We start from the raw sequence: 23,162 nt of genomic DNA on the forward strand, positions 1-23,162 counted from the left end.
TGCTACGCCTTTGAACGAGAAAATCAAGAATAACCAGTTAATGCGGGGGGCCTGGGCGCTCAGCGCGCGCGGAGGACCACGGCCTGGTAGGGCCGCAGCTTCAGCTCGCGCTCGCCCTCGAGCCCGGGGTAGTTGTTGCTGAGCACCTCCCCGCCGACGAACTCGCGGGGAATCGGGTACGTGCCGGGCTGGCCGTGGAAGTGGCCCACCACGAGCAGCCGCGTGTGCGCGTCGTCCCGGACGTAGGCGAAGACGGTGGGGTGCTCGGCGTCCAGGAGCGTGAAGGCGCCCTCCCGCACGACGGGCAGCGCCTTGCGCAGGGCGATGACGTCCCGGTAGTGGTGCCAGACGGAGCCCGGGTCCGCCTCGGCCGCCTCGGCGTTGATGTCCGGGTAGTTGGGGTTGAGGCCAATCCACGGCGTGCCCGTGGTGAAGCCCGCGTTCGTCCCCGCGCTCCAGTGCATGGGCGTGCGCGCGTTGTCCCGGCCCCGGGCATACACCCCGGCGAGGATGCGCGCCTCGTCCCAGCCGTGCTCCTCGCGCAGCACCTTGGAGGCGTTGAGCGTCTCGATGTCCTTGTAGTGGTGCATGCTCTCGAAGGACACGTTCGTCATCCCCAGCTCCTGCCCCTGGTAGATGTAGGGCGTGCCCTGCATGAACAGGAGCACCGTGCAGAGCATCTTCGCGCTCTCCACGCGGTACTGGCGGTCATCCCCGAAGCGCGACACGGCGCGCGGCTGATCATGGTTGTCCCAGTACAGGCTGTTCCACCCCCGGCCGTGCAGCCCTGTCTGCCAGCGCGCCAGCACGCGCTTGATGTCCGGCAGGGCCAGCGGGGGGTTGCTCCACTTGCCGCGCTCGGCCTGCTCGTCGCCGAGGAACACGTGCTCGAAATGGAACACCATGTTGAGCTCGCCGCGCTCGGCGCCGCAGTACAGCGCGCCCTCGGTGGGGGACACGCCGGGCGTCTCGCCCACCGTCATCACGTCGTAGTGCGCGAGCACCTCGCGGTGCATCTCCTGGAGGAACTCGTGGATGCGCGGGCCGTTGAGGAACAGCGGCTGGCCCTCGGTGAGGCTCGTGCCGGGGATGGGCTGGCCCTCGGGGAAGTCCTGGGGCTTGCTGAACATGTTGACCGTGTCCATGCGCCAGCCATCCACGCCCTTGTCGAGCCAGAAGCGCATCATGTCGTACACCTCGCGCCGCACCTGGGGGTTCTCCCAGTTGAGGTCCGGCTGCCGCCGGCTGAAGAGGTGCAGGTAGTACTCGCCGCTCGCCGCGTCCTTCTCCCAGACGGAGCCGCTGAAGAAGGACTGCCAGCGGTTGGGCGGCTGGCCATCCGCGCCCTTCCTCCAGACGTAGTAGTCGCGCTTGGCGGAGTCCGGGCCCTGGCGGGACTCGATGAACCAGGGGTGCTCGTCGCTCGTGTGGTTCACCACCAGGTCGAGCATGATCTTCAGGCCCCGCGCATGCGCCTCGCGCAAGAGCTCCTCGAAGTCGGCCATGGTGCCGAACTCGGTCATGATGGCGCGGTAGTCGGAGATGTCGTAGCCGTTGTCGTCGTTGGGCGAGGCGTAGATGGGCGAGAGCCACAGCACGTCCACGCCCAGGCGCTTGAGGTAGTCCAGCCGCCGGATGATGCCGCGCAAGTCCCCCACGCCATCTCCATCGCTGTCCTGAAAGCTGCGCGGGTAGATTTGATAGACGACGGCGTCCTTCCACCAGGGATGCGTCATGTGCGGTCTCCTCGGGCTCGAAACGACACAGGCGTCGACTGGGCGGAGCCAGTGACGCTTGGACAAGGGGGACGACGGGCCGGCGAAGGCCGACGGGGCTAGAGCAGCTGGGCCAGCCGGCTCACGCCCTCGGTGATCTGCTCGGGCGTGACGGCGCAGAAGGGCAGCCGCACGAAGCGCTCGCTCGGGATTTCACCGCCATCGTGGGGGTCCGCGAAGAACGGCGCGCCCGGCGTGAGCACCAGGCCCTTCGCCTTGGCGCGGCCCACCAGGTCATGCGTGTGGGCGCTCTCGGGCAGGATGACGCTCACGAAGAAGCCGCCGTCGGGGATGAAGGCCTGGGCGCCGGACAGCTTGCTCCGCACCGCGTCCGCCAGGGCCTGCCACCTCGGCTTGTAGAGCGTCTTGAGCCGGTCGATGTTGGGCTGGAGCCAGCCGCGCTTGAGGTACTCGGCCACGGCCGCCTGGCTGGGCAGCACGGGCGACAGGTAGGTGTCCTCGCCCAGCTTGGTCAGGCCCTTCACCAGGTCCGCGGGGCCGATCATGAAGCCCACGCGCAGGCCCGGGCTGAGCAGCTTGCTGAAGGAGCTCATGGTGAGGATGCGCGTGGGATCGAACGCGCGCAGCAGCGGGTGCTCCTCGCCCGCGTAGCGCAGCTTGCGGTAGGGCACGTCCTCGATGACGTAGAAGCCGTGGCGCGTGGCGAGCTCCACCACCCGCTGGCGCTTCTCCTTGGAGAGCGTGGCGCCCGCGGGGTTCTGGAAGTCGGGCACGAGGTACAGGAAGGCCGGCACCTCCTTCTTCAGCGCGGCCTCCAGCGCGTCCACGCTGATGCCATCGGACTCCAAGGGCAGGCCCACCACCCGGGCCCCCCGCCGGCGGAACGTGGTGATGGCGCGGTCATAGCTCGGCTGCTCCGTGTAGACGACGGCGCCGGGACGGATGAGGTAGGCGGAGACCAGGTCCTGCAGGTGCAACGAGCCGTTGCCGATGAGCACCTCGGCCTCGGTGACGCCGTACTCCCGGGCGATCTCCCGGCGCAGGGGCAGGTAGCCCTGCTGCTGGCCGTACTGGAGCACCACGGCGGTGTCCCCGCTCAACCCGGCCGTGAAGCACTCGGCGAGCTGCTGGGTGGGAAAAGCCTCCGGAGGCGGCACACCACGGGTGAAGACAATTTCAGTCATGGGAGCGGACGTCGATCCTTGCGGATGCAAGCAGCGCGATGAAGAGGAGAGGCGTGACGGACCCCGCACGCCGACGACAATGACACCGAGTGTACCGGGCACCCCTGGGCCCGTCGAGCATTCGCTTGACCGCCTCGTGTGGGCTCGGGGCGACGCGTCCGGGGGCCGCTCGCTCGCCCGGTGCGGGCTGGCGGTGGGGGGGTCGTTGCGTTAGAGCCGGAAGCACGCATGGTTCCATCCGACGCCCCCGCTTCCGCGCCCTCCGTCTTCCGTCACCGCGACTTCCGCCTCTACCAACTGGTGCGCCTGTGCGCCGTGCTCGCCATGCAGGTGGAGTCGGTGGCCATTGGCTGGCAGGTGTACGAGATGACCGGCAGCGCGCTGGCCCTGGGCTACACGGGGCTCGCGCAGTTCCTGCCCTTCGTGTCCTTCGCGCTCGTGGGCGGACAGGTGGCGGACCGGGTGGATCGCCGCGCCATCCTCATCGTGTGCCAGGGCGTGATGCTGCTGTGCAGTCTGCTCTTGCTGGCCTTCTCCCTGGGCCACATCCAGGACGTGCGCTTCGTCTACGGCGTGCTGGTGCTCTTCGGCACCGCGCGGGCCTTCTACTCGCCCGCGAGCTCCGCCCTGGTGCCGCGCCTGGTGCCCCCCGAGGAGCTCACGCGCGCGGTGGCCATCAACTCCACCACGTGGCAGGTGGCGACGATCGCCGGGCCCGCCCTGGGCGGCCTGCTCTATGGCTGGGGGGGCGCCACCGGGGCCTATATCGGCTCGGCCGCGCTGTGCGCGCTCACGGTGGTGTGGATGCTGTCCCTGCGGGTGCGCACGGGCCCCGTGTCCCGCGAGCCGCTCTCGCTCGACACCCTGCTCGCGGGCTTCCGCTTCGTGCGCCGGCAGCGGCTGCTGCTCGGCAGCATCACCCTGGACCTGTTCGCCGTGCTGCTCGGGGGCGCGGTGGCCCTGCTGCCCATCTACGCGCGGGACGTGCTGCACACCGGGCCCTGGGGCATGGGGCTGTTGCGCAGCGCCCCGGCGGCGGGCGCGGCGGTGGTGGCCGTGCTCCTGGCGTCGCGGCCCCTGGGCGGCCGGGCGGGATGGAAGATGTTCGTCTCGGTGGCCATCTTCGGCGTGGCGACGCTCGTGTTCGGCTTGAGCCACTCGTTGCCCCTGTCGGTGGTGGCGCTGGCGGTGGCGGGCGCGGCGGACATGGTGAGCGTGGTGGTGCGCGGCACGCTGGAGATGGTGGCCACGCCGGACGAGATGCGCGGCCGCGTGGGCGCGGTGAACATGATGTGCGTGGGCGCCTCCAACGAGCTGGGCGAGTTCCGGGCCGGCGCCTTCGCCGAGCACGTGGGCGCGGTGTCGGCGGTGGTGTCCGGCGCGGTGGGGACGATCATCGTGGTGGGCCTGTGGGCCTGGGCCTTCCCCGAGCTGCGGCGCGTGGACCAGCTGGAGGACGCGGCACGCGAGCCGCTGCCGCCCGAGACCCCCGAGGCCCTCGCCACGCCCCCGGCGCATGGAGCCGGTTGAGGGGCTCAGACGGCAGGTGAGGGGGCGGAGTGCTGTCTGGAGACAGCACTCCCTGGGGCCCTTCCGAGGGAAGGCCCGCGCGCATTGGGTTGGCTCAACGCTTGCTCAAGGTCTCGGCATCCACTCGATGCACTCCCGAGGCTCCCATGCGCTGCGCTTCCTCCACCCCCGTTCGCGTCTCCTCCTCCTGCACCAAGACCTCCACCCCGAAGACGGCCTCCTGCTCCAAGCCGTCCGGCACGAAGCCCACCCCGCCCGCCACGGGCCACGGCGGCGGCTCGGTGTTCGAGCCCTCCAAGCCCGCCCCCACGCCCGTGCCGGCTCCGCCCGCCAGGCCCTCGGTCCCCTCGGCCAGTGAGGCGGTGCGCGCCCAGGCCGTGAGCACCATGGACGCGCTGCTCAACCCCCAGATCGAGCGCAAGCAGGGCTACAACGGCGCCGTCGTCGTCCAGGACGCCGCGCCCGTGCAGAAGTCCGACAACGCCAACCCCAAGTCCTCGCGCTACAAGGCCGCCCAGGCCCAGGTGCAGCAGCACCAGGCCCTCGAGCAGCAGCAGCTCGCCCAGCTCTCGCCCCAGGAGCGCTCGCGCTACGAGACCGTGAAGCAGGAACTGGTGGCCGCCAACAACCCCGTGGCCACGCTCGCGCTCCAGAAGCTGCTCGTCAGCGGCCGCTTGGAGAAGGGCTCGGACTTCCTCGACCAGGGCTCCGTCCTCCAGCACCTCTCGGACATCGCCCAGGGCCACGACATCGACGCGCGGGTGGACCGCCGGACGCTGCTCACCGACCTGGTGCAGGAGCTGGCCACTCCGAGCGCCATCAACCAGGGCAGCCGCGGCACCTGCGCTCCCACCGCCCTCACCATCGGCGTGAACATCGAGCGCCCCGCCGAGTACGCGCGCCTCATCAAGGCCGCCGCCAGCACCTCGGGGGACGTCACGCTCGCCAACGGCACCGTCCTGCCGCGCGAGAAGGACACCGCCTTCGAGGACGACCGCTCGGGCCGCGCCCTCACCCAGCGGCTGCTCGCCCCCATCTTCATGGAGGCCTCCAACGGCAGCCGCGACTACCAGGACTCGGCTTCCAAGGACAAACGCAACGCGGGCGCCAGCGCCAGCGGTGTCGATGCCCTCTACGACGCCGTCTACAACCACGACATGGGCTACGACTCCAACAACAAGGACCGCGCGAAGCTCATGGCGCGCATCCGCTCGGAGCTGGCCGAAGGACAGAGTGTGCTGACCGGCATCACCTACCGCGACGGCGGCCACAAGCTGCTCGTCACGGGTCTGGAGAAGCGCCAGGGTCAGGAGTACGTGAAGTACATCAACCCCTGGGGCCAGGAAGAGCGCATGGCCGTCGCCGAGTTCCAGTCGCGGGTGAACAACGTCAACTACGACACCCGTCCGGCCAAGGCGCTCCTCCAAGAGCGCCGCGTCTTCCTCGCCGCCTGAGCCCTCGGGGAACCCCCTCCGATTGAAGACTCCAGCCCCGCCCGGGACACGCTCCGTGTCACCGGGCTTCGGGCGTTCGGCGGCCAGGGTCCCTCCGGTCCGGGGCCAATCGTTGGCACCGTGTCCGTTTTCACCAACATCCCTCCTTTTCGGACATGGTCCGTCATCATCGCGCCCCGGGCGTCCCCGCGTCGACGCTCGTTGGAAGCGGGCGGGACTTCGCCACGGGCAACAGGCATTGTCCCTTGTACGCGACGGTCTCGGACGGACAGTTTGGAGGCTGTTGCCAGAGCCGCAGCCAGCACACTCCGGACAGCTCCACTTCCAATCCTTGCTTGCAGGGCGCCTGCTTCTGATTGCGTGCGGGCAGCGGGGCTTGTTCGGGCTGCACGGACGTGGGCTCCACGTGCACCTCCGTGAACCACGCCGGGCGGGGAATGTGGCCTGCTGGTGCGAGGCACACCACGGGCAACAGCATCAGCAGTGCCGCCGCGGCCCATCCGATGGCGTGGGACCCGTGTCTTCGCGTTCTGGCGACAGGCGGCGCGGTGGACCCCGTGGGCCGGGGCCTTGGCGGCCGGACGATCTCGTGCTCCTGTTCATCCCACTCGAAGATGGGCGCGTCCCATTCCGCATCCGTCTCCTCGGTGGCCGCGAGCAGGGCCGCCTCGAGCGCCGCGCCGTTCGGATAGCGCGCCCGGGGGTCCTTCTCCAGCAGCCGCATGACGATGTCACTCAAGGCCCGGGGGACACGCGGGTTGACGCGCGCGGGCGCGAGCGGCAGTACGTGCACGGAGGCCAACAGCAACACCTCTGGAGGCCACCCCTCGGGAAAGGGATAATGCCCGGTGGTGGCCCGGTAGAGGCAGATGCCCAGGGCGTACAGGTCATCGGTGGGTTGGAAGACGTGGCGGACCCCGGCCTGCTTCGCGCTGCGCCACAGGGCGTAGGCCGCCTCGGGGCTGATGAGGTAGGGCGTGGCGGGCGGCAGGGGGCCGGTGGTGAGGGGCGGGGCGCCCTCGTACCAGCCCGCGCCGAAGTCGAGCAGCACTGGCTGCCCGTCCGAGGCGCGCACCCGGATGTGCTCGGGCTTGAGGTCTCGGTGCAGCACCCCGCGCGCATGCAACTCGCCCAGCGTCCGCGCCACCGTGGCGCCCACGAGGGCCAGTCGCCGGAAGGTGGCGCCCGACTCCGCCCACGCATCCAATGCCTGGCCAGGAACCCAGTCCATGACGATGCCCAGCCAGCCCTCGCTCGGGTGCGGCCAGCGGGCACAGCCATGGAAGCGCACCACGTGAGGATGGGCCGCCTGGCTCATCATCAGCGCCACCTCGCGCTCGGCCCGCTTGTCTCGCGCGTGCAGGGAGAGCTTGAGGGCGTAGAACTCGCCTGGACGGGCGACGTCCTCCACCCGGTAGACCGCGCCCTGTCCGCCCACGCCCAGTGCCTCCACCACGCGCCAGGCGCCCACCTGCGTGCCCGGCCTCAAGGCTCCTGGCCGAGGCGGCCCCTCTCCCTGACTCGTGGACATGCGTGCACCTCCCTGGCGCTCCCTACCACGAGGTGACGGCGGAAGTAACCCCGCGCACAGGACCCAGGACCTCCCGTGCGGGGCGCGCGGCTCCGATTGAGGGATGCAGACGGCAGGTGCGGCGGCGGATTGATGTCTGAAGACAGCAATCCGCCGGGCGCTCCCGAGGGAAGGCCCCGGCGCTCAGGGTTGGCCCAACGCTTGCTCAATGTCTCGGCATCCACTCGCCGCACCCCCGAGGCTCCCATGCGCTGCTCTTCTTCCTTCTCCTCCTCCACCACCGTTCGCGTTTCCTCCTCGTCCTCCTGCACCAAGACCCCGCCCAAGGCGCCCGTGTGCACCAAGCCCTCCGCGCCCGCTCCGGCGCCCGCGCCCGGCAAGGGGCACGGCGGCGGCTCGGTGTTCGAGCCCTCCAAGCCCTCGGCTCCCTCGGCCAGCGACAAGGTGCGCGCGCAGGCCGTGAGCCAGATGGACGCGCTGCTCAACGAGCAGGCCAACCGCAAGCAGGGTTACAACGGCGCCGTCGTCGTGCAGGACGCCTTCAACGTCGAGCGCTCCACCAACACCAACCCCAAGTCCTCGCGCTACAAGGCCGCCCAGGCCCAGGTGAAGTCGCACGAGGCCCTCGAGCAGCAGCAGCTCGCCCGCCTCTCGCCCCAGGAGCGCGCGCGCTATGCGACGGTGCGCCAGGAGCTCGCCGCCGCCAACAACCCCGTGGCCACGCTCGCCCTCCAGAAGCTGCTCGTCAGCGGCCGCCTGGAGAAGGGCTCGGACTTCCTCAACGAGGGCTCCGTCCTCCAGCACCTGTCGGACATCGCGCAAGGCAACGACATCGAGCGGCGTGTGGACCGACAGACGCTGCTCACCGACCTGGTGCAGGAGCTGGCCACCCCGAGCGCCATCAACCAGGGCGCGCGTGGCACCTGCGCCCCCACGGCCATGACCATCGGCCTGAACATCGAGCGGCCCGCCGAGTACGCGCGCCTCATCAAGGCCGCCGCCAGCACCTCGGGCAACGTCAAGCTCGCCAACGGCACCACGCTGCCGCGCGAGAAGGACACGGCCTTCAAGGATGACGGCTCGGGCCGGGCCCTCACCCAGCGGCTGCTCGCCCCCATCTTCATGGAGGCCTCCAACGGCGACCGGGACTACCGCGACTCGGCCTCCAAGGAGAACCGCAACGCGGGCGCCACCGCCCGGGGCCTCGATGCCCTCTACGACGCCGTCTACGACCACAACATGTCCTACGACACCAACACCAAGGACCGCGCGAAGCTCATGGACCGCATCCGCTCGGAGCTGGCCGAGGGACAGAACGTGCTGGCCGGCATCAAGTACCGCAACGGCGGCCACCAGCTGCTCGTCACCGGCCTGGAGAAGAGCCAGGGCAAGGAGTACGTGAAGTACATCAACCCCTGGGGCCAGGAAGAGCGCATGGCCGTGGCCGAGTTCCAGTCGCGCATGAATGGCATCAACTACGACACGCGCCCGGCCAAGACCCTCATCCAGGAGAACCGCGCGTTCCTCGCCGCCTGACGCGAGGCCGGGGCCTCACCGGGGAGGCTTGGGCGTGAGGCCCCGCCACAGCTCCAGGAAGACGCCGTTGGTCCAGCCAAAGCCCACGACGTTCTCCGCGTAGCCCGCGGTCACCTGGGTCTCGCTGGTGCGCTTCACCACGTCGTACTTCTCGCGCAGGGTGCCATCGCGGCGGAAGTCCTCGGCCACCATGTCGAGGAACTCGCGCGACAGCCGGTCCGCCTCCGCGCCATGGCCATAGCGGCGCAGGCCCTCGACGGTGAGCAGTTGCAGCGGGGCCCACCCGTAGGGCAGGTCCCACTGCGACGACGTCTCCCGCGTGCTCATGGCGAGTCCTCCCGGCTGCTCGAAGCGCGCCAGGCTCGCCACCACCGCCCGGGCCTGCGCCGGCGAGGCCAGCCCCGCCCACAAGGGGTAGAAGGTCGTCGCGTACTCGTAGGTGGAGCGTTTGCCCGCCTGGGTGTCGTAGTCGAAGTAGAGCCCCCGCTCGGCGTCCCACAGGTAGCGGTCCACGAGCGCCTTGCGCTGGCGGGCACGCTCCTTCCAGGTGCTCGCGTCCTGGTCCTGGCCGAGCCGGGTGGCGATGGACTCGAGGTCCGTCTCCGTCTTGTAGAGCAGGCTGTTGAGGTCCACCGCCGCGAAGTGGTGCGTGCGCGCGCTGAAGGGGCCGAAGCGAAAGGAGATGTCGAAGCCGGACTCGCGCATGGCGCGGTCGCCCAGGTAGAAGTCCGGCGTCAGGGTGAGGCTCTGGCCCGTCGTGCACACCGTGGCGCCCACGTTGCGCTGGCACACCTGGGTGATGAACACCGGGGCCGTGTCGCCCGCCGGCGCGGTGGCCTGGGGCACCTCGTGCACGAAGGGCTTTCCCTCCGCCGGATGGCTCGCGAAGTAGCTCACCACGTCCCGGTAGTAGCGCGCCTGGTCGTCCTCGATCTCCGGCACCGGCCCCTGCCCGTAGTCGAAGTAGCGCGACAGCCCCGTGTCCCCCGCCAGGTGCGCCCGTTCCTTCCACAGGCCGTAGTCCCGCACCAGGTAGGGGTAGGCCTCGGCGAGCCAGGCGCGGCCCTCCGCCTCGTCCAGCTCGGCGTGCACCGCCAGCGCCATGGAGGTGAGGAAGGGCGGCTGCGAGCGCGTCAGGTAGTAGGTGCGGTTGGCGTTGAGCACCGCGCCGTAGTGTTCGATCTCGAAGAAGAAGTTGCGCACCATGCCCTGGGCCAGCTCCCGCCGCCCGTCACGCAAGAGCCCCCGGACGATGAAGTAGCTGTCCCAGCCGTACATCTCGTTGAAGCGGCCCCCGGGCACCACGTAGGGGTGCTCCAGGTAGAGCAGGCCCTGGGAGGGCAGCGCGCGCACGTCCACCTGGCCGGGGCCGGTGATGTCCGCGGGCAGCCGCTCGATGCGCGCCTGGGGACACGCCTGGCGCAGCTTCTGGACGGCCGCGGGCTCGGGCAGATCCTGCGGCAGGTAGAGCACCGCGCGCCGGGGCACCTTGGGATCCTGGAGCACCGCGCACGTGTCGATGGAGCGCGTGAGCACGTCCCAGTTCCGGGCGATGTAGCCGCGCACGTCGGCGTAGTCGGCGGGCGCGGCCTCGGCCCCGAGCGCGACGAGGGCGAGCGCGAGGGCGGGCCCCCTCCGGAGTGTCCTGGTGCCGCGCGTGTCCGCCATGGGGCCTCCCGGCCGGGGGTTGGGTCCGTGAGCGGGCAAGCTCGTCATCCCCCCGGGGGAACGCAATCGGGGTACAACCCGGGACATGCCGCCGCACGCGCGTCTTCTTCAGCTGCATGACACCGCCCTGCCGGAAGCGGACTTCCGCCGGCTGTGGCGCCGGGTGCGCGCCCTGGGCTCCGAGCGCCTGCGTCAGACGTACCAGACGACGTTCTGGTTCGACCTGGGCACGTCCTCCAACGTGGTGGAGGACACCATCCTCGCGCTGCGTCCGCGCGTGCCCGTGAGGGGCCGGCTCGCGGGCGTGGAGTGGTGGCTGTCGCGCATGCGCACCACGGACGTCCAGGTGGACTTCCACCAGGACCGGGACGAGAAGCTGGCCCAGCGCGGCGGGCCGCTCGTGCACCCCGTGTTCACCTCGCTGCTCTTCATGAACCGCGTGCGGGGCGGGGCGCTCGCGGTGACCCAGGCCCTGCCGTGCGAGGACAACCCCTCGCTCGTGCCGGACACGGACGACTTCGACCTGGCCACCCCCCGGCCCAACCGCTTCGTCTGCTTCCGGGGGGACCTCACCCACGGCGTGCTGGACGCCAACAACCAGGTGCCCGACGGCAAGCTGCCGGGCACCTCGCGCCTGCGCGTGACGCTGGTGATGAACTGGTGGGACAAGCGCCCCACGGACCTGCCCACCTTCGCCGAGTCCCGCGCCTACCGCTCGCTCGTGGCGCGGCGGCATGTCGGACCCCCGCGCTAGAACCGTGGGCGCGGAGGCGAGCGGGGAGCCCGGGTCCGGGCGGGACTCGGGCCCAGCGGCTCCCCGCACCCGCGTCCGTCAGAGCCCGCCCACGCCCAACAGGCCCTCCAGGCCCCGGAACTCCTTGGTCACCGTGGCGTGGATGACGATGTTCTTGAGCTGGATTTCCAGCGGCAGGGGCTGGGTGCCGATGCCCGCGCGGGTGATGGTGTTGCTCACGATGACCCACAGGCGCTGCTTGCCGATGGCCTGGGCGAGCAGGGGCGAGGTGACGCTGACGTCCGCGGTCTCGCGCGGCTTGAAGACGCGCGGGGGGTAGAGCAGATCCCCCGCGGTGGCGTAGTACGCGGGCAGCTCGCGATCGCTGTAGTAGAAGATGGGCGTGCCCGGCTCGGCGGTGCCCACGAGGGACACCTTCCCGGACGTCTCCAGGGTGAACACCGCGGAGGGATTGACCACGGAGAGGCTGGCGCTCACGTCCTTGACGATGACGTCCAGGCCCTGGGTCTCGGCGGGCAGGTCGATGGCGACCTCGACGTAGACGGGGTTGCCGATGGAGGTGATGGGGATGTTGGCGTCGGTGGGCGGCGTGTCCACGGCGACTTCGGCGGAGCAGGCGGCGAGCAGCGACGCGCAGAGCGGGGCCAGGAAGCGTTTCATTGGAAGGTCCAGGACAGGTCGAGGGCGGGCACGAAGGGAACGCGGCCGTTGTTGTAGGGCAGCATGGGCTCGGTCAGGTCCACGTAGGCCACGCCGAGCGAGGCGCCGAGGTTCTCGCCCGCGTAGCGCAGGCCCAGGGCGCCGCGCAGCGGGTAGCCCGTCGGGTTGTCGGTGGCCGTCCGCTCGCCCTGATGGCTCACGCGCACGCCCAGCTCCCCCACCACGGCGAAGCGGTGGGCGAAGTTGAACACCGCCGCGGCGGTGGCGGTGGTGGACACCGTCTGGTAGCGCGCGTGGCGCACCTCCGCCTGCACGAGCAGCGGTCCGAGCACCACGCCATAGAGGGCGTAGGCGCTGGGGCCGCCGAAGGACACGTCGAAGCGCTTGACGGGGGAGTTCTCCTGGCCGGCGATGGCGTCGGCGATGAGGGAGTTGCCGAGGAACTGGGTGTAGCGCGCGCCGAGCACGAAGCGGTGGCGGCCCCACTCGGCGCCCCAGCGCGCGCCCACGTTGGCCGCGAGCGCCGCGTCCGCGAGCAGCGAGGTGTCCACCACGATGCCCAGGGCCAGGGGCAGGGCGGTGCGCTGCAGGCCGATGACGGCGTGTTGGATGGGGGCGGCTTCATCGGTGGACAGCAGCCGCGCGTTGCCCGCGTGGGCGAAGGTCGGGTCCTGGCTCGGGGCGGCGGCCGCGGCCCCGGTGAGCGCGCACAGCAGAAGTCCGGCGGCCGGGGTGAGGCACGAACGGAGGAACATGCGTCGAGGTTTCAACCACCTGCTCCTTGGGAGGGGAGGGCCCCGGTGTATCGCGCCCGGGCGCGTCCGTGCCACCCACACCGGCCGTCCGAGGTGTCGGCCGTCCGCTCCGTGACGTCGATGCGGGTTGCACCCGTCCGGGCGGGGGCGTAGCGACAGGGGGACATGAGGGAAAGCAACGAATCGCTCCAGGCGCGGGTGCTGGCGCTGCTCAAGCGCCACGGGTGGAACGCCACGTCCTTCCAGGTGGTGGAGCCGGGCTTCTCGTACTGGTTCGACGGGGAGGACGCCTGCGTGGCGTACGTGGACACGGGGCGGGCGTGGGTGACGGCGGGCGGGCCCATCGCGCCCCGGGAGCGGCTCGGGGAGGTGCTCACGCGCTTCCAGGCCCGGGCGGCCGAGGCGGGCCGGCGGGTGTGCTTCTTCGCCGTCGAGCGGCGGCTGCTCGAGGCGGTGCCCCTCCAGGCCGTGGCCATTGGCGAGCAGCCGGTGTGGGATCCGCGGCGCTGGGAGGAGAGCGTGCGCGACAGCCGCCCCTTGCGCGAGCAGCTGCGCCGGGCGCGGGCCAAGGGCGTGCGGGTGCGCGAGGTGTCCGCGGAGGAGCTCGGCGCGCCCGATTCGCCCGTGCGGCGGGGGGTGGATGGGCTGATGGCGGGCTGGTTGGAGTCGCGGCGGATGGCGCCCATGGGCTTCCTCGTGCAACTGGCGCCCTACGAGCAGGCCCATGAGCGGCGCTCCTTCGTGGCCGAGCGGGACGGGCAGGTGGTGGCCTTCCTGTCGGCGGTGCCGGTGTACGCGCGCGAGGGCTGGTTCGTGCAGCACCTGCTGCGCGACCGGCGGGCCCCCAACGGGAGCGTGGAGTCGCTGGTGGACGCGCTCATGCGCGAGGCGGCGCGGGAGGGGCGGCGATACCTGACGCTGGGGCTGGCGCCGCTGGCGGGGGCGGTGCCGGGCTGGCTGCGCCTGGCGCGGCGGCTGGGCAAGCCCCTCTACGACTTCGAGGGCCTGCGGGCCTTCAAGGGCCGGCTGCGGCCCCATGCGTGGGACCGCATCCACCTGGCCCGGCCCGAGACGGGCTCCGGCGCGCTGCTGTCGGTGTACGACGCCCTGTCCGCCTTCGCCCAGGGCGGCCTCCTGCGCTTTGGCGCCGACACGCTCCTGGGCCGTCCGCTGCTGCTCGTGTGGCTGCTCGCGTTCCTGCTCGTACCCTGGACGCTCCTGCTGGCCCTGCCGGGCACCACGCCCTACTTCCCCTCCCGGCTCGTGCAGGGGGCGTGGGTGCTCTTCGACGTGGGGCTGACGGTGGGCCTCTTCTCCCTGGTGCGGCGCTGGCGTCCGGGGCTCGCCCTGCTGCTCGGCTGCGCCATCAGCACGGACGCCTGCGTGACGCTGCTCGAGGCCCTGCTCTACAACGTGCCGCGCGCACGGGGCCTGGGCGACTGGCTCGTCATGGGCGTGGCGGTGCTGGGCCCGAGCCTGGCGGCCGTGCTGCTCTTCTGGGCGCGGGGGCACCCGACGCTCCGGCCCGCGTGAGCGCGCCTCGGCTCCGGGTGTCAGCTCCGGGTCTCATCCTCGGGGGGCAGGGTGGTCCGCGTGGGAACGAGGTACACGTCCAGGCCCTGGACCCGTTGGATCCGGTGGAAGCGCACCATGTAGTCCTTGCGTGCGGGAGAGCCCTGGCCGAGTTCGAAGTGGGTGTCCCCCACGTTCGCCACCGTGCCCAGCTTGCGGCCGGTCGGGTCCCTCACCGTCATGCCCTCGTGGATGTCTCCCGGGTCGATCATGTGCTGCCTTTCCTTGGGTGTGCTGCGGGTCCAAGGAGATCAACAGCCTGGGAATCCCCGTCCTGCCGGGACCCACCCGGGCGCGGGTGGGAGCCCCGAGCCGCCCGCTAGCCCGGCTGGCAGACCTGCCGGAGGATGTCGAGCGTCTCGAGCGCCTTGCCGGCGCCCATCACCACCGCGGACAGGGGGTCCTCGGCGAGGAACACCGGCAGGCCCGTCTCCTCGCGCAGGAGCGTGTCCAGGTTCTTGAGCAGCGCGCCACCGCCGGCCAGCACGATGCCGCGGTCGGCGATGTCACCGGCGAGCTCCGGCGGCGTGCGCTCGAGCGTGAGCTTCACCGCCTCGACGATGCCGTTGACGGGCTCGGCGAGCGCGTCGCGCACCTCGTCGCTGCTCACGGTGAGCGTGCGCGGCACACCGGCCACCAGGTCGCGACCCTTGATCTCCATGGTCATGACCTCCTCGGTGGGGTAGGCGGTGCCGATGCCCATCTTGATGAGCTCCGCGGTGCGCTCGCCGATGAGCAGGTTGTACTTGCGCTTGACGTACTGGATGATGGCCTCGTCCAGCTTGTCGCCGCCGATGCGCACGCTCTTGGCGAACACGATGCCGGCCAGGCTGATGACGGCCACGTCGGACGTGCCACCGCCGATGTCGACGATCATGTTGCCGCTGGGCTCGGTGACCGGCAGGCCCGCGCCGATGGCGGCCGCCATGGGCTGCTCGATGAGGTACACCTCGCGGGCGCCCGCGTTGGCGGCGGCCTCGCGCACGGCGCGGCGCTCCACCTCGGTGATGCCCGAGGGAATGCCGATGACGATGCGCGGGCTGACGAGCGACTTGCGGTTGTGCGCCGTCTGGATGAAGTAGCGCAGCATCGCCGCGGTGATCTCGAAGTCGGCGATGACGCCGTCCTTCATGGGGCGGATGGCCACGATGTTGCCCGGCGTGCGGCCGAGCATCTCCTTGGCCTCCTTGCCCACGGCGAGCACCTTCTTGCCGCCGCGCGCGTCCTGCTGGACGGCCACCACGGAGGGCTCGTTGGACACGATGCCCTGACCGCGGATGTAGATGAGCGTGTTGGCCGTGCCCAGGTCGATGGCGAGGTCACGCGAGAAAAGAGTGTGGAGCCAGTCGAACATACGGGGGCGGGAACTTTCCGGAGTACGGCGTCAATTCCCCTCACACGTCAGGGGCGCGCGGCAAGCTACTACGGGGCGCCCGATGCCGGAAGAAAAGGCAACTGTCAAGAGGTGGGCCCGCCCGCTGGGCGTCCGGCCCCGCACACACCCCCGGGCTGGACTCACGGGCTAAGAGCCACATCCTTGGAATCCGAGGGAATCCGGGGGCCTAGCTGGCCGCCTTGTGCTCGGCCTCCTCGGCCCGGAGGAAGTTCTCCGCGGTCTCGCCGGCGTTCTGCTCGGTGGAGACGGCCGGGGGCCGGGGCGGGGGGCTGACGCTGCCGGCCTCCACGGCATGGCGGTACTCGGGCGTCTGGCGCAGGGCCTCGCTGGTGACGCGCAGCAGGGCCTCGCGCGCCGGCTCGAACAGGAGCCCGGCCGCGTACCAGAAGGGGGCGTAGTCCAGGCGGATGAGCCCGCTCACGTTCCACCCCTGCTTCTCGTAGTCCCAGGGGCAGCGGCCGAGCGCCTTGCGCAGGAGCCACCCGGTGGCGAACTCCGCGCCGAAGATGACGGCGGTGTAGGCGAGGGCCCGCAGCGGCCGGGGCAGGAAGCGCAGCCGGTCGTGGAGGAATTCCAGGCCCAGGGCCGTGGCCCCGTAGATGGGGTGCATCCAGAGGTAGGTCTTCGCCGTGGCATGACCGTCGCCCTGGAACAGGGCCGCGCTCATTCCGGTGAAGCACACCTCCATCACCCAGCCGGCACACCCATAGAGGACGAATCGCGGTAGCACACCGCGAACCTAGGAATGCTTCGCGCGCGGAGCACCTGGGCCCCGGGTCCGGGGAACCGGCGCGCGCGCGCCATCCAACACTGGGGACACGGGGGCGTGTAGGTGCCCCGATGCGTCAACGCTTGAGGGCGTATTTGCCAATCACATAGAGCGCGCGCACGCCGTCCTTCCAGCCAATCTTCTTGCCCTCCTCGAAGGTGCGCCCGTGGTAGCTGATGGGGACCTCGAAGATGCGCCAGCCGCCGCGCGCGACCTTGGCGGTGATCTCCGGCTCGAAGCCGAAGCGGTTCTCCTCCACCTTCACGGAGCGGATGACCTCGGTGCGGAAGGCCTTGTAACAGGTCTCCATGTCCGTGAGGTTCAGGTTGCTGGCCATGTTGGACAGGGTGGTCAGGAAGTGGTTGAGCACCGAGTGCCAGAAGTACAACACGCGCCGGGGCGTGCCGGTGAAGCGGCTGCCGAAGACGACGTCGGCCGAGCCGTCCAGGATGGGCTGGATGACGCGGGGGATGTCGCGCGGGTCGTACTCGAGGTCCGCGTCCTGGACGATGATGATGTCGCCGGTGGCCTCGGCGAAGCCCCGGCGCAGGGCGGCGCCCTTGCCCTGGTTCTTCTCCTGCAGGACGACGCGGACCTCGTTGCGGTTGGCGGGGCTGGCGCCCGCGACGCCCAGCCCTTCGGAGGCCAGACGCTGGAGGAACTCGCGGCTGCCGTCCCGCGAGCAGTCATCCACGAGGACGAGCTCCTTGGGGAAGTCCACCGCGGAGACGCGGCGGATGATTTCGGCGAGCGTGGGAATCTCGTTGTAGACGGGGATGATGACCGAGACGAGCATGGCGGGACGGGGCTCTAGCCGATTTTGACGCCCCGCGCGACTCTTCCGGTGCTCCCTTTCTCAGACGGCCCGTCGCAGGGCCTCCAGGAGCCCCTCCAGGTCCACGTCCGTGGTGAGGGGGTTGATGAGGGTGGTGCGCAGCCACACCCGTCCGCCCAGGGTGGTGCGCACCAGGTAGAAGTCCCCCTGGGTGACGAGGCGCTCGCGCAGCCGGGCCTGGAGCGCGTCGAGCGCCGCCTCGGGCACGCCCGGGGGGGTGTGCCGGAAGCAGACGATGTTGCAGTCGGGCCGCAGCGCCAACTGGAAGTCCGGGGCGGCCTCCAGCCGGTCGGCGAAGCGGCGCGCCAGGTCGAAGCTGGCGGTGAGGGCGTCGGCGAACACCCGGGTGCCCAGCACCCGCAGGCACGTGTACAGCTTGAGCGCCATCATCTCCTTGGTGCACTCCAGGGTGCGCTGCGCCACGTCGTTCCAGTCGCGCGTCCCCTCGCCGTGGAAGAGGTAGGAGGCCTCCTGGGAGAAGGCCTCGAAGGAGCGGTGGCCCTCGCGAAAGAGCACCGCGGTGATGAGCGCGGGCATCAGCATCATCTTGTGCGCGTCCCACACCACCGAGTCCGCGCGCTCGATGCCCCGGACCTGGGACCGGTAGCGCTCGCTGAGCACCATGGAGGCGCCGTGGGCCCCATCCACGTGGAACCACAGGCCCTCGCGCTCGCAGAAGTCCGCCACCGCCTCCAGCGGGTCCACCGCGCCGGTGGACGTGGAGCCGGCGCTGGCCACCACGGCCAGGGGGTGGCGGCCGGCGCGCCGGGCCGCGGCGAGCGCCTCGCCGAGCGCGTCCGGGCGCAGGCGGAAGTGGGCGTCCACGGGCACCGGCGTCACGCCCCCCTCGCCCCAGCCCATCACCCGGGTGGCGCGCGCCAGGCAGTAGTGGGCCGTCTCCGGCACGAGCACGGTGAGCGGGGGGCCGGCGGCCGAGCCCTGCTTCCAGACGTCATGGCCCGCCCGGGCCTGGCGCGCGGCGAGCAGGGCGGTGAGGTTGCCCACCGAGCCCCCCGAGGTGAGCACGCCATGGGCCCCGGCGGGCAGGCCCAAGAGCCCCGCCATCCACCCGAGCACGTGGCGCTCCATGGCGGTGGCCACGGGCCCCATCTCGTAGACGGCCATGCCGTTGTTGAGCAGCGAGGAGACGAAGTCGCTCAGGGCCGCGAGCGGCAGGGGCGCGGAGACCTGGTGGCCCACGTAGTGGGGGTGGTGCAGGTGGTGGGAGGCCGTCACCACCCGGCCGAGCAGCTCCGCGGCCTCCGCCGAGGGCTCCGCGCCGAAGGTCGCCGGGAAGTCCGCGAGCAGCCGCTCCGGGGGCGCCCAGGGCAGCACGGGGCCCTCGCGCCGCTGGGAGCGGGCCAGGTGGTCGGCGAGCAGGTCCACCACCTGATGACCCAGGCGGCGGAAGGTCTCGGGATCGTAGGCGGCCAGGTCGGTGCGCGGAGCAATCATGGCCCCGCTGCATGCGCCAGCGGGGCGCGGGCCGTCAATGGGCTCGGGCGGAGGGGCGCGGGCACCCCGGGGCCCGTCTTCCCGCCCGCTTCCCGGGGGAGCGGCGAGGGCGGGGCCTCCCGTGGGGATGTTCCCGGCCCCTCGGGGGCGCACCCTCCAGGGAGACAACCCACAGTCGGACTTCCACAGGGAGCGGTGCGATGCGCCTTTCGGACGAGAACCTACGGGGACGGACCATCATCGGCGCGGACGGCAAGGTCATCGGGGAGGTGGGGACCTTGTTCCTCGACAGCACGAGCTTCCGGGTGGAGTCCTTCCAGGTGAAGCTGGACAAGCCCATCGCCGAGCTGCTCGGCACCCCGCACAGCCTCTTCCGCCCGGGCGTCATCGAGGTGCCCGTCAGCCTGGTGCAGTCCGTGGGGGACACGCTCGTCTTGAACGTGGCCGTGGAGGGCTTGCGCCAGGTGCTGCCCATGGACACCGAGGCCCCCGGCCTCCACTAGGCGGGCGGGCGAGGGGAACGGCCGCTCCGCGTGCCGCTCCCCATTGCGCCCGGGGCGCCCCACCTTTGCTTCCAGGGAGGTGTGCTCATGGAAACGCACTGGTGGGATTCCCCGTTCGAGCGGCGGTCCATCCAACATGCCATGAAGGTGCGGGACGAGGATGGCCACGTGCTCGGGCGGGTGGCGGGCATTGGCGAGACGGTGGTGTTCATGCGCAAGCGCTTCTCGCGCGAGCTGTGGGCCGTGCCCCTGTCCCATGTCCTGCGCGTGACGGGCGAGGGCGTGTTCGTGTCGGGCAAGGCCCTGGAGGCCCTGGAGCCCGTGGGGGACCGGCTGCGGACCGAAGTGGTGACCGCCATTCATCCGCTCACCGAGCCCGCGCACGACGCGTCATGAGGATGGTGCGCCCCGGGCCTTTTCATGCTTGAAGCACGGCCCATGTCCTCCATCGAGAATCTGTCCCAGAGGGTGTCCGCGGCCTTCGCCGACCGGACGAAGCTGAAGGACGCGGACCACGCGGCCGCGGTGCGCGAGACGCTCGCGCTGCTCGACTCGGGTGCCCTGCGGGTGGCGGAGAAGACGGCCACCGGCTGGACGGTGCACGCCTGGGTCAAGGAAGCCATCCTCCTGTACTTCGCCCTGTCCGAGATGAAGGTGATGGAGGTGGGGCCCTTCGAGTTCTTCGACAAGATTCCGCTCAAGAAGGGCCTGGAGGCGGCGGGCGTGCGGGTGGTGCCCCCGGGCGTGGTGCGCTACGGGGCGCACGTGGAGAAGGGCGCGGTGGTGATGCCCGGCTACGTGAACATCGGCGCGCACGTGGGCGCGGGCACCATGGTGGACACCTGGGCCACGGTGGGCAGCTGCGCCCAGGTGGGCCGCAACGTGCACCTGTCCGGCGGCGTGGGCCTCGGGGGCGTGCTCGAGCCGCCCACGGCCTCGCCCGTCATCATCGAGGACGGCGCCTTCATCGGCAGCCGCTGCATCGTGGTGGAGGGCGTGGTGGTGGAGGAGGAGGCGGTGCTCGGCGCCAACGTGGTGCTCACGGCCTCCACGCCCATCATCGACGTCTCGGGCCCCGAGGAGAAGGTCCACAAGGGCCGTGTGCCGGCGCGCAGCGTGGTGATTCCCGGCATGAAGGAGAAGCAGTTCCCGGCGGGCCGCTACATGGTGCCGTGCGCGCTCATCATCGGGCAGCGCAAGGAGAGCACCGACAAGAAGACGAGTCTCAACGCGGCGCTGCGCGACTTCGCGGTGTCGGTCTAGCGCCCTGTCGGCTCACGCGGGATGGCGGGGTGGCGCGGCCACCCGGGGAGTGTGGTGATGATTGTCGGTGGGAAGATCTCCTGGCGCATCGTTCTCAAATACACGGGCCGACCGGTGGTCGTGCACGTGCTGCTGGCCACCTGCGTGGCCCTGGCCTACCAGGAGTTCGAGATCAGCGCCCTGGCGGTGCCGGCGCTGCCCGTCACCGTGCTCGCCGCGAGCATCGGCATCCTGCTGACCTTCCGCAACAACAACGCCTACGACCGCTGGTGGGAGGCGCGCACCCTGTGGGGCGCGCTGGTGAACACCTCGCGCACGTTCGCCCGTCAGCTCATCACCTACCTGCCCATCCCCGACGGCGCGCCGCCCGGCGAGGCCACCGCCCCGTCCACCACGGCGCTGCTCAAGACGGCCGGGGAGCCCAAGCCCACCGTCACGCTCGGCTCCAGTGACGGGGCCGTGCGCGACCGCTTCGGCAAGGCCCGCGGCGCCTTCCTCTCCGCGCCCGAGCACACGGACACCCCCTCCGGGATGGATGCCGCGCGGCCCTTCCGGGCGCCCAGCGAGGGCATCACCGCGGATGCGCGCGAGCTGGTGTACGCGCAGATCGGCTTCGTGAACGCCCTGCGCCACCACCTGCGCCGCCAGGACCCGTTCCCCACCCTCGCGCCCTTCTTCCGCCCCGCCGTGCTGGACGCCCTGCGCGAGGAGCAGAACGTGCCCACGGCCATCGCCGTGTGGGTGTCGGCCCGGCTGCGCCGCATCTTCTCCGAGACGCCCGGCCCCGAGGCCATGCTGCGGCTGACGCTCCTGGACAACTCGCTCACCGAGCTGGTGAACATCCTCGGCGCGTGCGAGCGCATCAAGAACACGCCCATTCCGCTCCAGTACGACCTGTTGCCGCGCGTGATGGTGCGCGCCTACCTGGTGATGCTGCCCCTGGGCGTGGTGGCCGAGCTCGGCATGCTCACCCCGCTGGTCACCGCCGTCATCGCCTTCCTCTTCATCGCCATGGACGCGGTGGGCCGCGACGTGGAGACGCCCTTCGAGGACGGCTACAGCGACACGCCCATGACGGCGCTCTGCCGCACCATCGAGATCAACCTGCGGCAGATGCTCGGCGAGAAGGAGCTGCCGCCCCCCTTGCAGCCCAAGGACGGACTGCTCTACTGAGGGGGCTCCCGCCGGGAGCCCTCCGCATGTCCGACCTCGCCCACCGCCTCGCGCAGTCCACCCTGGCCCTGTGCCGCATCCCCAGCCCCATCGGCGAGGAGAAGGCCCTCGCCGACCACGTGGAGACCTGGGCCCGCGCCCACTTCCCGCCCGCCGAGGTGTTCCGCCTGGGGCACTCGCTGGTGCTGGGCAACCTCCTGGACCCGAGGCCCACGGTGGCGCTCGTGGGCCACCTGGACACGGTGCCCGCCCACCCCGAGGACCGCGCGCCGCGCATCGAGGGCGAGCGGGTGTTCGGCCTGGGTGCCTCGGACATGAAGGGGGGCCTCGCGGTGATGCTCGCGCTGGCCGAGGACCTGCCCCGCGCGCGGCTGCCGGTCAACCTCGTCTGGGTGCTCTACGAGCGCGAGGAGGGGCCCTACCTGGAGAGCGGCCTCGGGCCCCTGTTCGAGGCGCGCGAGGAATTGCGGCGGGTGCGCTTCGGCATCGCCATGGAGCCCACGGACGGGGTGGTGCAGGTGGGGTGTGTGGGCACGCTGCACGCGAGCCTGCGCTTCCAGGGCCGCAGCGCGCACTCGGCGCGGCCGTGGCAGGGGGAGAACGCCATCCACAAGGCGGGGCCGCTGCTCGCGCACCTGCTCACGCGGCCGAGGCGCGAGGTGGTGCACGGCGACTTCACCTTCTACGAGGTCATGAGCATCACCAAGGCCTCCGGCGGGCGCGCGCGCAACGTGGTGCCCGAGGCCTTCGAGCTCAACCTCAACTACCGCTTCGCCCCGGGCAAGACGGTGGCCCAGGCCCAGGCGGACGTGCACGCGCTGGTGGGGGACGCGGCGGAGGTGAGCTTCACGGACCTGGCCCCGAGCGGCCGGGTGTGCGCGGACAACCCGCTCTTCCAGCGGCTCCTGGCGCTCACGGGCCTGCCCGCGGCCTCCAAGCAGGCGTGGACGGACGTGGCGCGCTTCTCCGAACTCGGCGTGGACGCGGTGAACTTCGGCCCCGGGGAGACGGCCCAGGCCCATCAGGCCAACGAGAGCGCCCCCATTGCCGCCCTGGCCGTGGCCCACGAGAAGCTGGCGCGCTTCCTCACCGAGGCGGGCTGAGACGGGCGCCGCCCGGTGTTGCAGAGGGTGATGAGTCCCGCGATGAGTCCCTCCTTGCGGCGCCTGGTGGTGGTGCTCGTGTTGATCGCCCTGTTGGTCTTCGACTGGCATCCGGATGCCCGGCTGCTCAGCGAGCCCGCGCGGCGGCGCCAGGAAGATCGGCCCCTGCCCGAGGACCCGGAGGGCGTGGCCACTCCGGCGGCGCGCGCCACCCGGGCCCTCCCTCAGCGCGCGACACGAGGCCCGCGTCAAGCGGCGCGGCGGCGGCTGCCGCTCGAGTGAGCC

The 23,162-nt window shown here is 71.2% G+C and carries 22 protein-coding genes; 11 read left to right on the forward strand and 11 right to left on the reverse strand.

Annotated features, from left to right (window positions below; genetic code table 11):
• Positions 1 to 59 precede the first annotated feature (59 nt).
• On the reverse strand, positions 60 to 1,736 hold the full coding sequence (locus I3V78_RS06260) for a glycoside hydrolase family 13 protein (protein WP_204485401.1): 1,677 nt from the start codon (positions 1,734 to 1,736) through the stop codon (positions 60 to 62).
• 98 nt (positions 1,737 to 1,834) lie between these two features.
• Positions 1,835 to 2,920: an aminotransferase-like domain-containing protein gene (locus tag I3V78_RS06265; RefSeq protein ID WP_204485402.1), complete on the reverse strand. Its 1,086-nt coding sequence runs from the start codon at positions 2,918 to 2,920 to the stop codon at positions 1,835 to 1,837.
• A 228-nt stretch (positions 2,921 to 3,148) separates the two neighbouring features.
• Here I3V78_RS06265 and I3V78_RS06270 point away from each other — a divergent pair, with 228 nt between their 5' ends.
• Both I3V78_RS06270 and I3V78_RS06275 read left to right on the forward strand, forming a co-directional pair.
• The gene (locus I3V78_RS06270) at positions 3,149 to 4,450 is read left to right on the forward strand and encodes an MFS transporter (protein WP_204485403.1); all 1,302 of its coding nucleotides are present in this window, start codon (positions 3,149 to 3,151) and stop codon (positions 4,448 to 4,450) included.
• Positions 4,451 to 4,596: 146 nt separating this feature from the next.
• The gene (locus I3V78_RS06275) at positions 4,597 to 5,904 is read left to right on the forward strand and encodes a hypothetical protein (protein WP_204485404.1); all 1,308 of its coding nucleotides are present in this window, start codon (positions 4,597 to 4,599) and stop codon (positions 5,902 to 5,904) included.
• Positions 5,905 to 6,070: 166 nt separating this feature from the next.
• Here the strand turns inward: I3V78_RS06275 and I3V78_RS06280 are convergent, their stop codons facing one another.
• Positions 6,071 to 7,435: a serine/threonine protein kinase gene (locus I3V78_RS06280; protein ID WP_204485405.1), complete on the reverse strand. Its 1,365-nt coding sequence runs from the start codon at positions 7,433 to 7,435 to the stop codon at positions 6,071 to 6,073.
• A 246-nt stretch (positions 7,436 to 7,681) separates the two neighbouring features.
• On the opposite strand from I3V78_RS06280, the gene I3V78_RS06285 reads away from it, so the two are divergent.
• Positions 7,682 to 8,971 carry a hypothetical protein gene (locus I3V78_RS06285; protein ID WP_204485406.1) on the forward strand — a complete coding sequence of 430 codons (1,290 nt, stop codon included), beginning with the start codon at positions 7,682 to 7,684 and terminating at the stop codon, positions 8,969 to 8,971.
• A gap of 15 nt (positions 8,972 to 8,986) precedes the next feature.
• Here the strand turns inward: I3V78_RS06285 and I3V78_RS06290 are convergent, their stop codons facing one another.
• Positions 8,987 to 10,639, reverse strand: coding sequence for a trehalase family glycosidase (locus tag I3V78_RS06290; RefSeq protein ID WP_204485407.1), 1,653 nt, complete (start codon positions 10,637 to 10,639; stop codon positions 8,987 to 8,989).
• A gap of 85 nt (positions 10,640 to 10,724) precedes the next feature.
• Between I3V78_RS06290 and I3V78_RS06295 the strand changes: the two genes are divergently transcribed.
• Positions 10,725 to 11,393, forward strand: a complete 669-nt coding sequence (locus I3V78_RS06295; protein ID WP_204485408.1) for a hypothetical protein — start codon at positions 10,725 to 10,727, stop codon at positions 11,391 to 11,393.
• A 78-nt stretch (positions 11,394 to 11,471) separates the two neighbouring features.
• On the opposite strand, the gene I3V78_RS06300 is transcribed toward I3V78_RS06295, so the two are convergent.
• Together I3V78_RS06300 and I3V78_RS06305 are read right to left on the reverse strand one after the other, a co-directional pair.
• Entirely contained in the window at positions 11,472 to 12,053 is a 582-nt protein-coding gene (locus I3V78_RS06300) for a hypothetical protein (RefSeq protein ID WP_204485409.1), read from the reverse strand.
• On the reverse strand, positions 12,050 to 12,808 hold the full coding sequence (locus tag I3V78_RS06305; RefSeq protein WP_204485410.1) for a hypothetical protein: 759 nt from the start codon (positions 12,806 to 12,808) through the stop codon (positions 12,050 to 12,052). Before I3V78_RS06305 ends, I3V78_RS06300 begins: the two co-directional genes overlap by 4 nt.
• 165 nt (positions 12,809 to 12,973) lie before the next feature.
• On the opposite strand from I3V78_RS06305, the gene I3V78_RS06310 reads away from it, so the two are divergent.
• Positions 12,974 to 14,341: a DUF2156 domain-containing protein gene (locus I3V78_RS06310; RefSeq protein ID WP_204485411.1), complete on the forward strand. Its 1,368-nt coding sequence runs from the start codon at positions 12,974 to 12,976 to the stop codon at positions 14,339 to 14,341.
• A gap of 20 nt (positions 14,342 to 14,361) precedes the next feature.
• Here the strand turns inward: I3V78_RS06310 and I3V78_RS06315 are convergent, their stop codons facing one another.
• From I3V78_RS06315 to I3V78_RS06335, 5 genes are all read right to left on the reverse strand, one after another.
• Positions 14,362 to 14,592: a DUF2171 domain-containing protein gene (locus tag I3V78_RS06315; RefSeq protein ID WP_204485412.1), complete on the reverse strand. Its 231-nt coding sequence runs from the start codon at positions 14,590 to 14,592 to the stop codon at positions 14,362 to 14,364.
• 107 nt (positions 14,593 to 14,699) lie between these two features.
• Positions 14,700 to 15,734: a rod shape-determining protein gene (locus tag I3V78_RS06320; RefSeq protein ID WP_002621977.1), complete on the reverse strand. Its 1,035-nt coding sequence runs from the start codon at positions 15,732 to 15,734 to the stop codon at positions 14,700 to 14,702.
• A 208-nt stretch (positions 15,735 to 15,942) separates the two neighbouring features.
• Positions 15,943 to 16,443, reverse strand: a complete 501-nt coding sequence (locus I3V78_RS06325; protein ID WP_239576322.1) for a putative ABC transporter permease — start codon at positions 16,441 to 16,443, stop codon at positions 15,943 to 15,945.
• Between the two features lie 178 nt (positions 16,444 to 16,621).
• Entirely contained in the window at positions 16,622 to 17,341 is a 720-nt protein-coding gene (locus I3V78_RS06330; protein WP_204485414.1) for a glycosyltransferase family 2 protein, read from the reverse strand.
• Positions 17,342 to 17,401: 60 nt separating this feature from the next.
• Positions 17,402 to 18,835: a pyridoxal phosphate-dependent decarboxylase family protein gene (locus tag I3V78_RS06335; RefSeq protein WP_204485415.1), complete on the reverse strand. Its 1,434-nt coding sequence runs from the start codon at positions 18,833 to 18,835 to the stop codon at positions 17,402 to 17,404.
• Positions 18,836 to 19,035: 200 nt separating this feature from the next.
• Here I3V78_RS06335 and I3V78_RS06340 point away from each other — a divergent pair, with 200 nt between their 5' ends.
• From I3V78_RS06340 to I3V78_RS06365, 6 genes are all read left to right on the forward strand, one after another.
• Positions 19,036 to 19,338: a PRC-barrel domain-containing protein gene (locus I3V78_RS06340; protein ID WP_204485416.1), complete on the forward strand. Its 303-nt coding sequence runs from the start codon at positions 19,036 to 19,038 to the stop codon at positions 19,336 to 19,338.
• 87 nt (positions 19,339 to 19,425) lie between these two features.
• The gene (locus tag I3V78_RS06345; protein ID WP_239576323.1) at positions 19,426 to 19,734 is read left to right on the forward strand and encodes a PRC-barrel domain containing protein; all 309 of its coding nucleotides are present in this window, start codon (positions 19,426 to 19,428) and stop codon (positions 19,732 to 19,734) included.
• Positions 19,735 to 19,776: 42 nt separating this feature from the next.
• Positions 19,777 to 20,601 (forward strand): 2,3,4,5-tetrahydropyridine-2,6-dicarboxylate N-succinyltransferase, encoded by an 825-nt coding sequence (locus I3V78_RS06350; RefSeq protein WP_204485417.1) that lies wholly within the window; start codon positions 19,777 to 19,779, stop codon positions 20,599 to 20,601.
• 57 nt (positions 20,602 to 20,658) lie between these two features.
• Positions 20,659 to 21,774 carry a bestrophin family protein gene (locus I3V78_RS06355; RefSeq protein WP_204485418.1) on the forward strand — a complete coding sequence of 372 codons (1,116 nt, stop codon included), beginning with the start codon at positions 20,659 to 20,661 and terminating at the stop codon, positions 21,772 to 21,774.
• A gap of 26 nt (positions 21,775 to 21,800) precedes the next feature.
• Positions 21,801 to 22,877, forward strand: coding sequence for a succinyl-diaminopimelate desuccinylase (gene dapE / locus I3V78_RS06360; RefSeq protein WP_204485419.1), 1,077 nt, complete (start codon positions 21,801 to 21,803; stop codon positions 22,875 to 22,877).
• Positions 22,878 to 22,919: 42 nt separating this feature from the next.
• On the forward strand, positions 22,920 to 23,159 hold the full coding sequence (locus I3V78_RS06365) for a hypothetical protein (RefSeq protein WP_204485420.1): 240 nt from the start codon (positions 22,920 to 22,922) through the stop codon (positions 23,157 to 23,159).
• Positions 23,160 to 23,162 lie beyond the last annotated feature (3 nt).

This window comes from Archangium primigenium (assembly GCF_016904885.1).
GTDB lineage: Bacteria > Myxococcota > Myxococcia > Myxococcales > Myxococcaceae > Cystobacter > Cystobacter primigenius.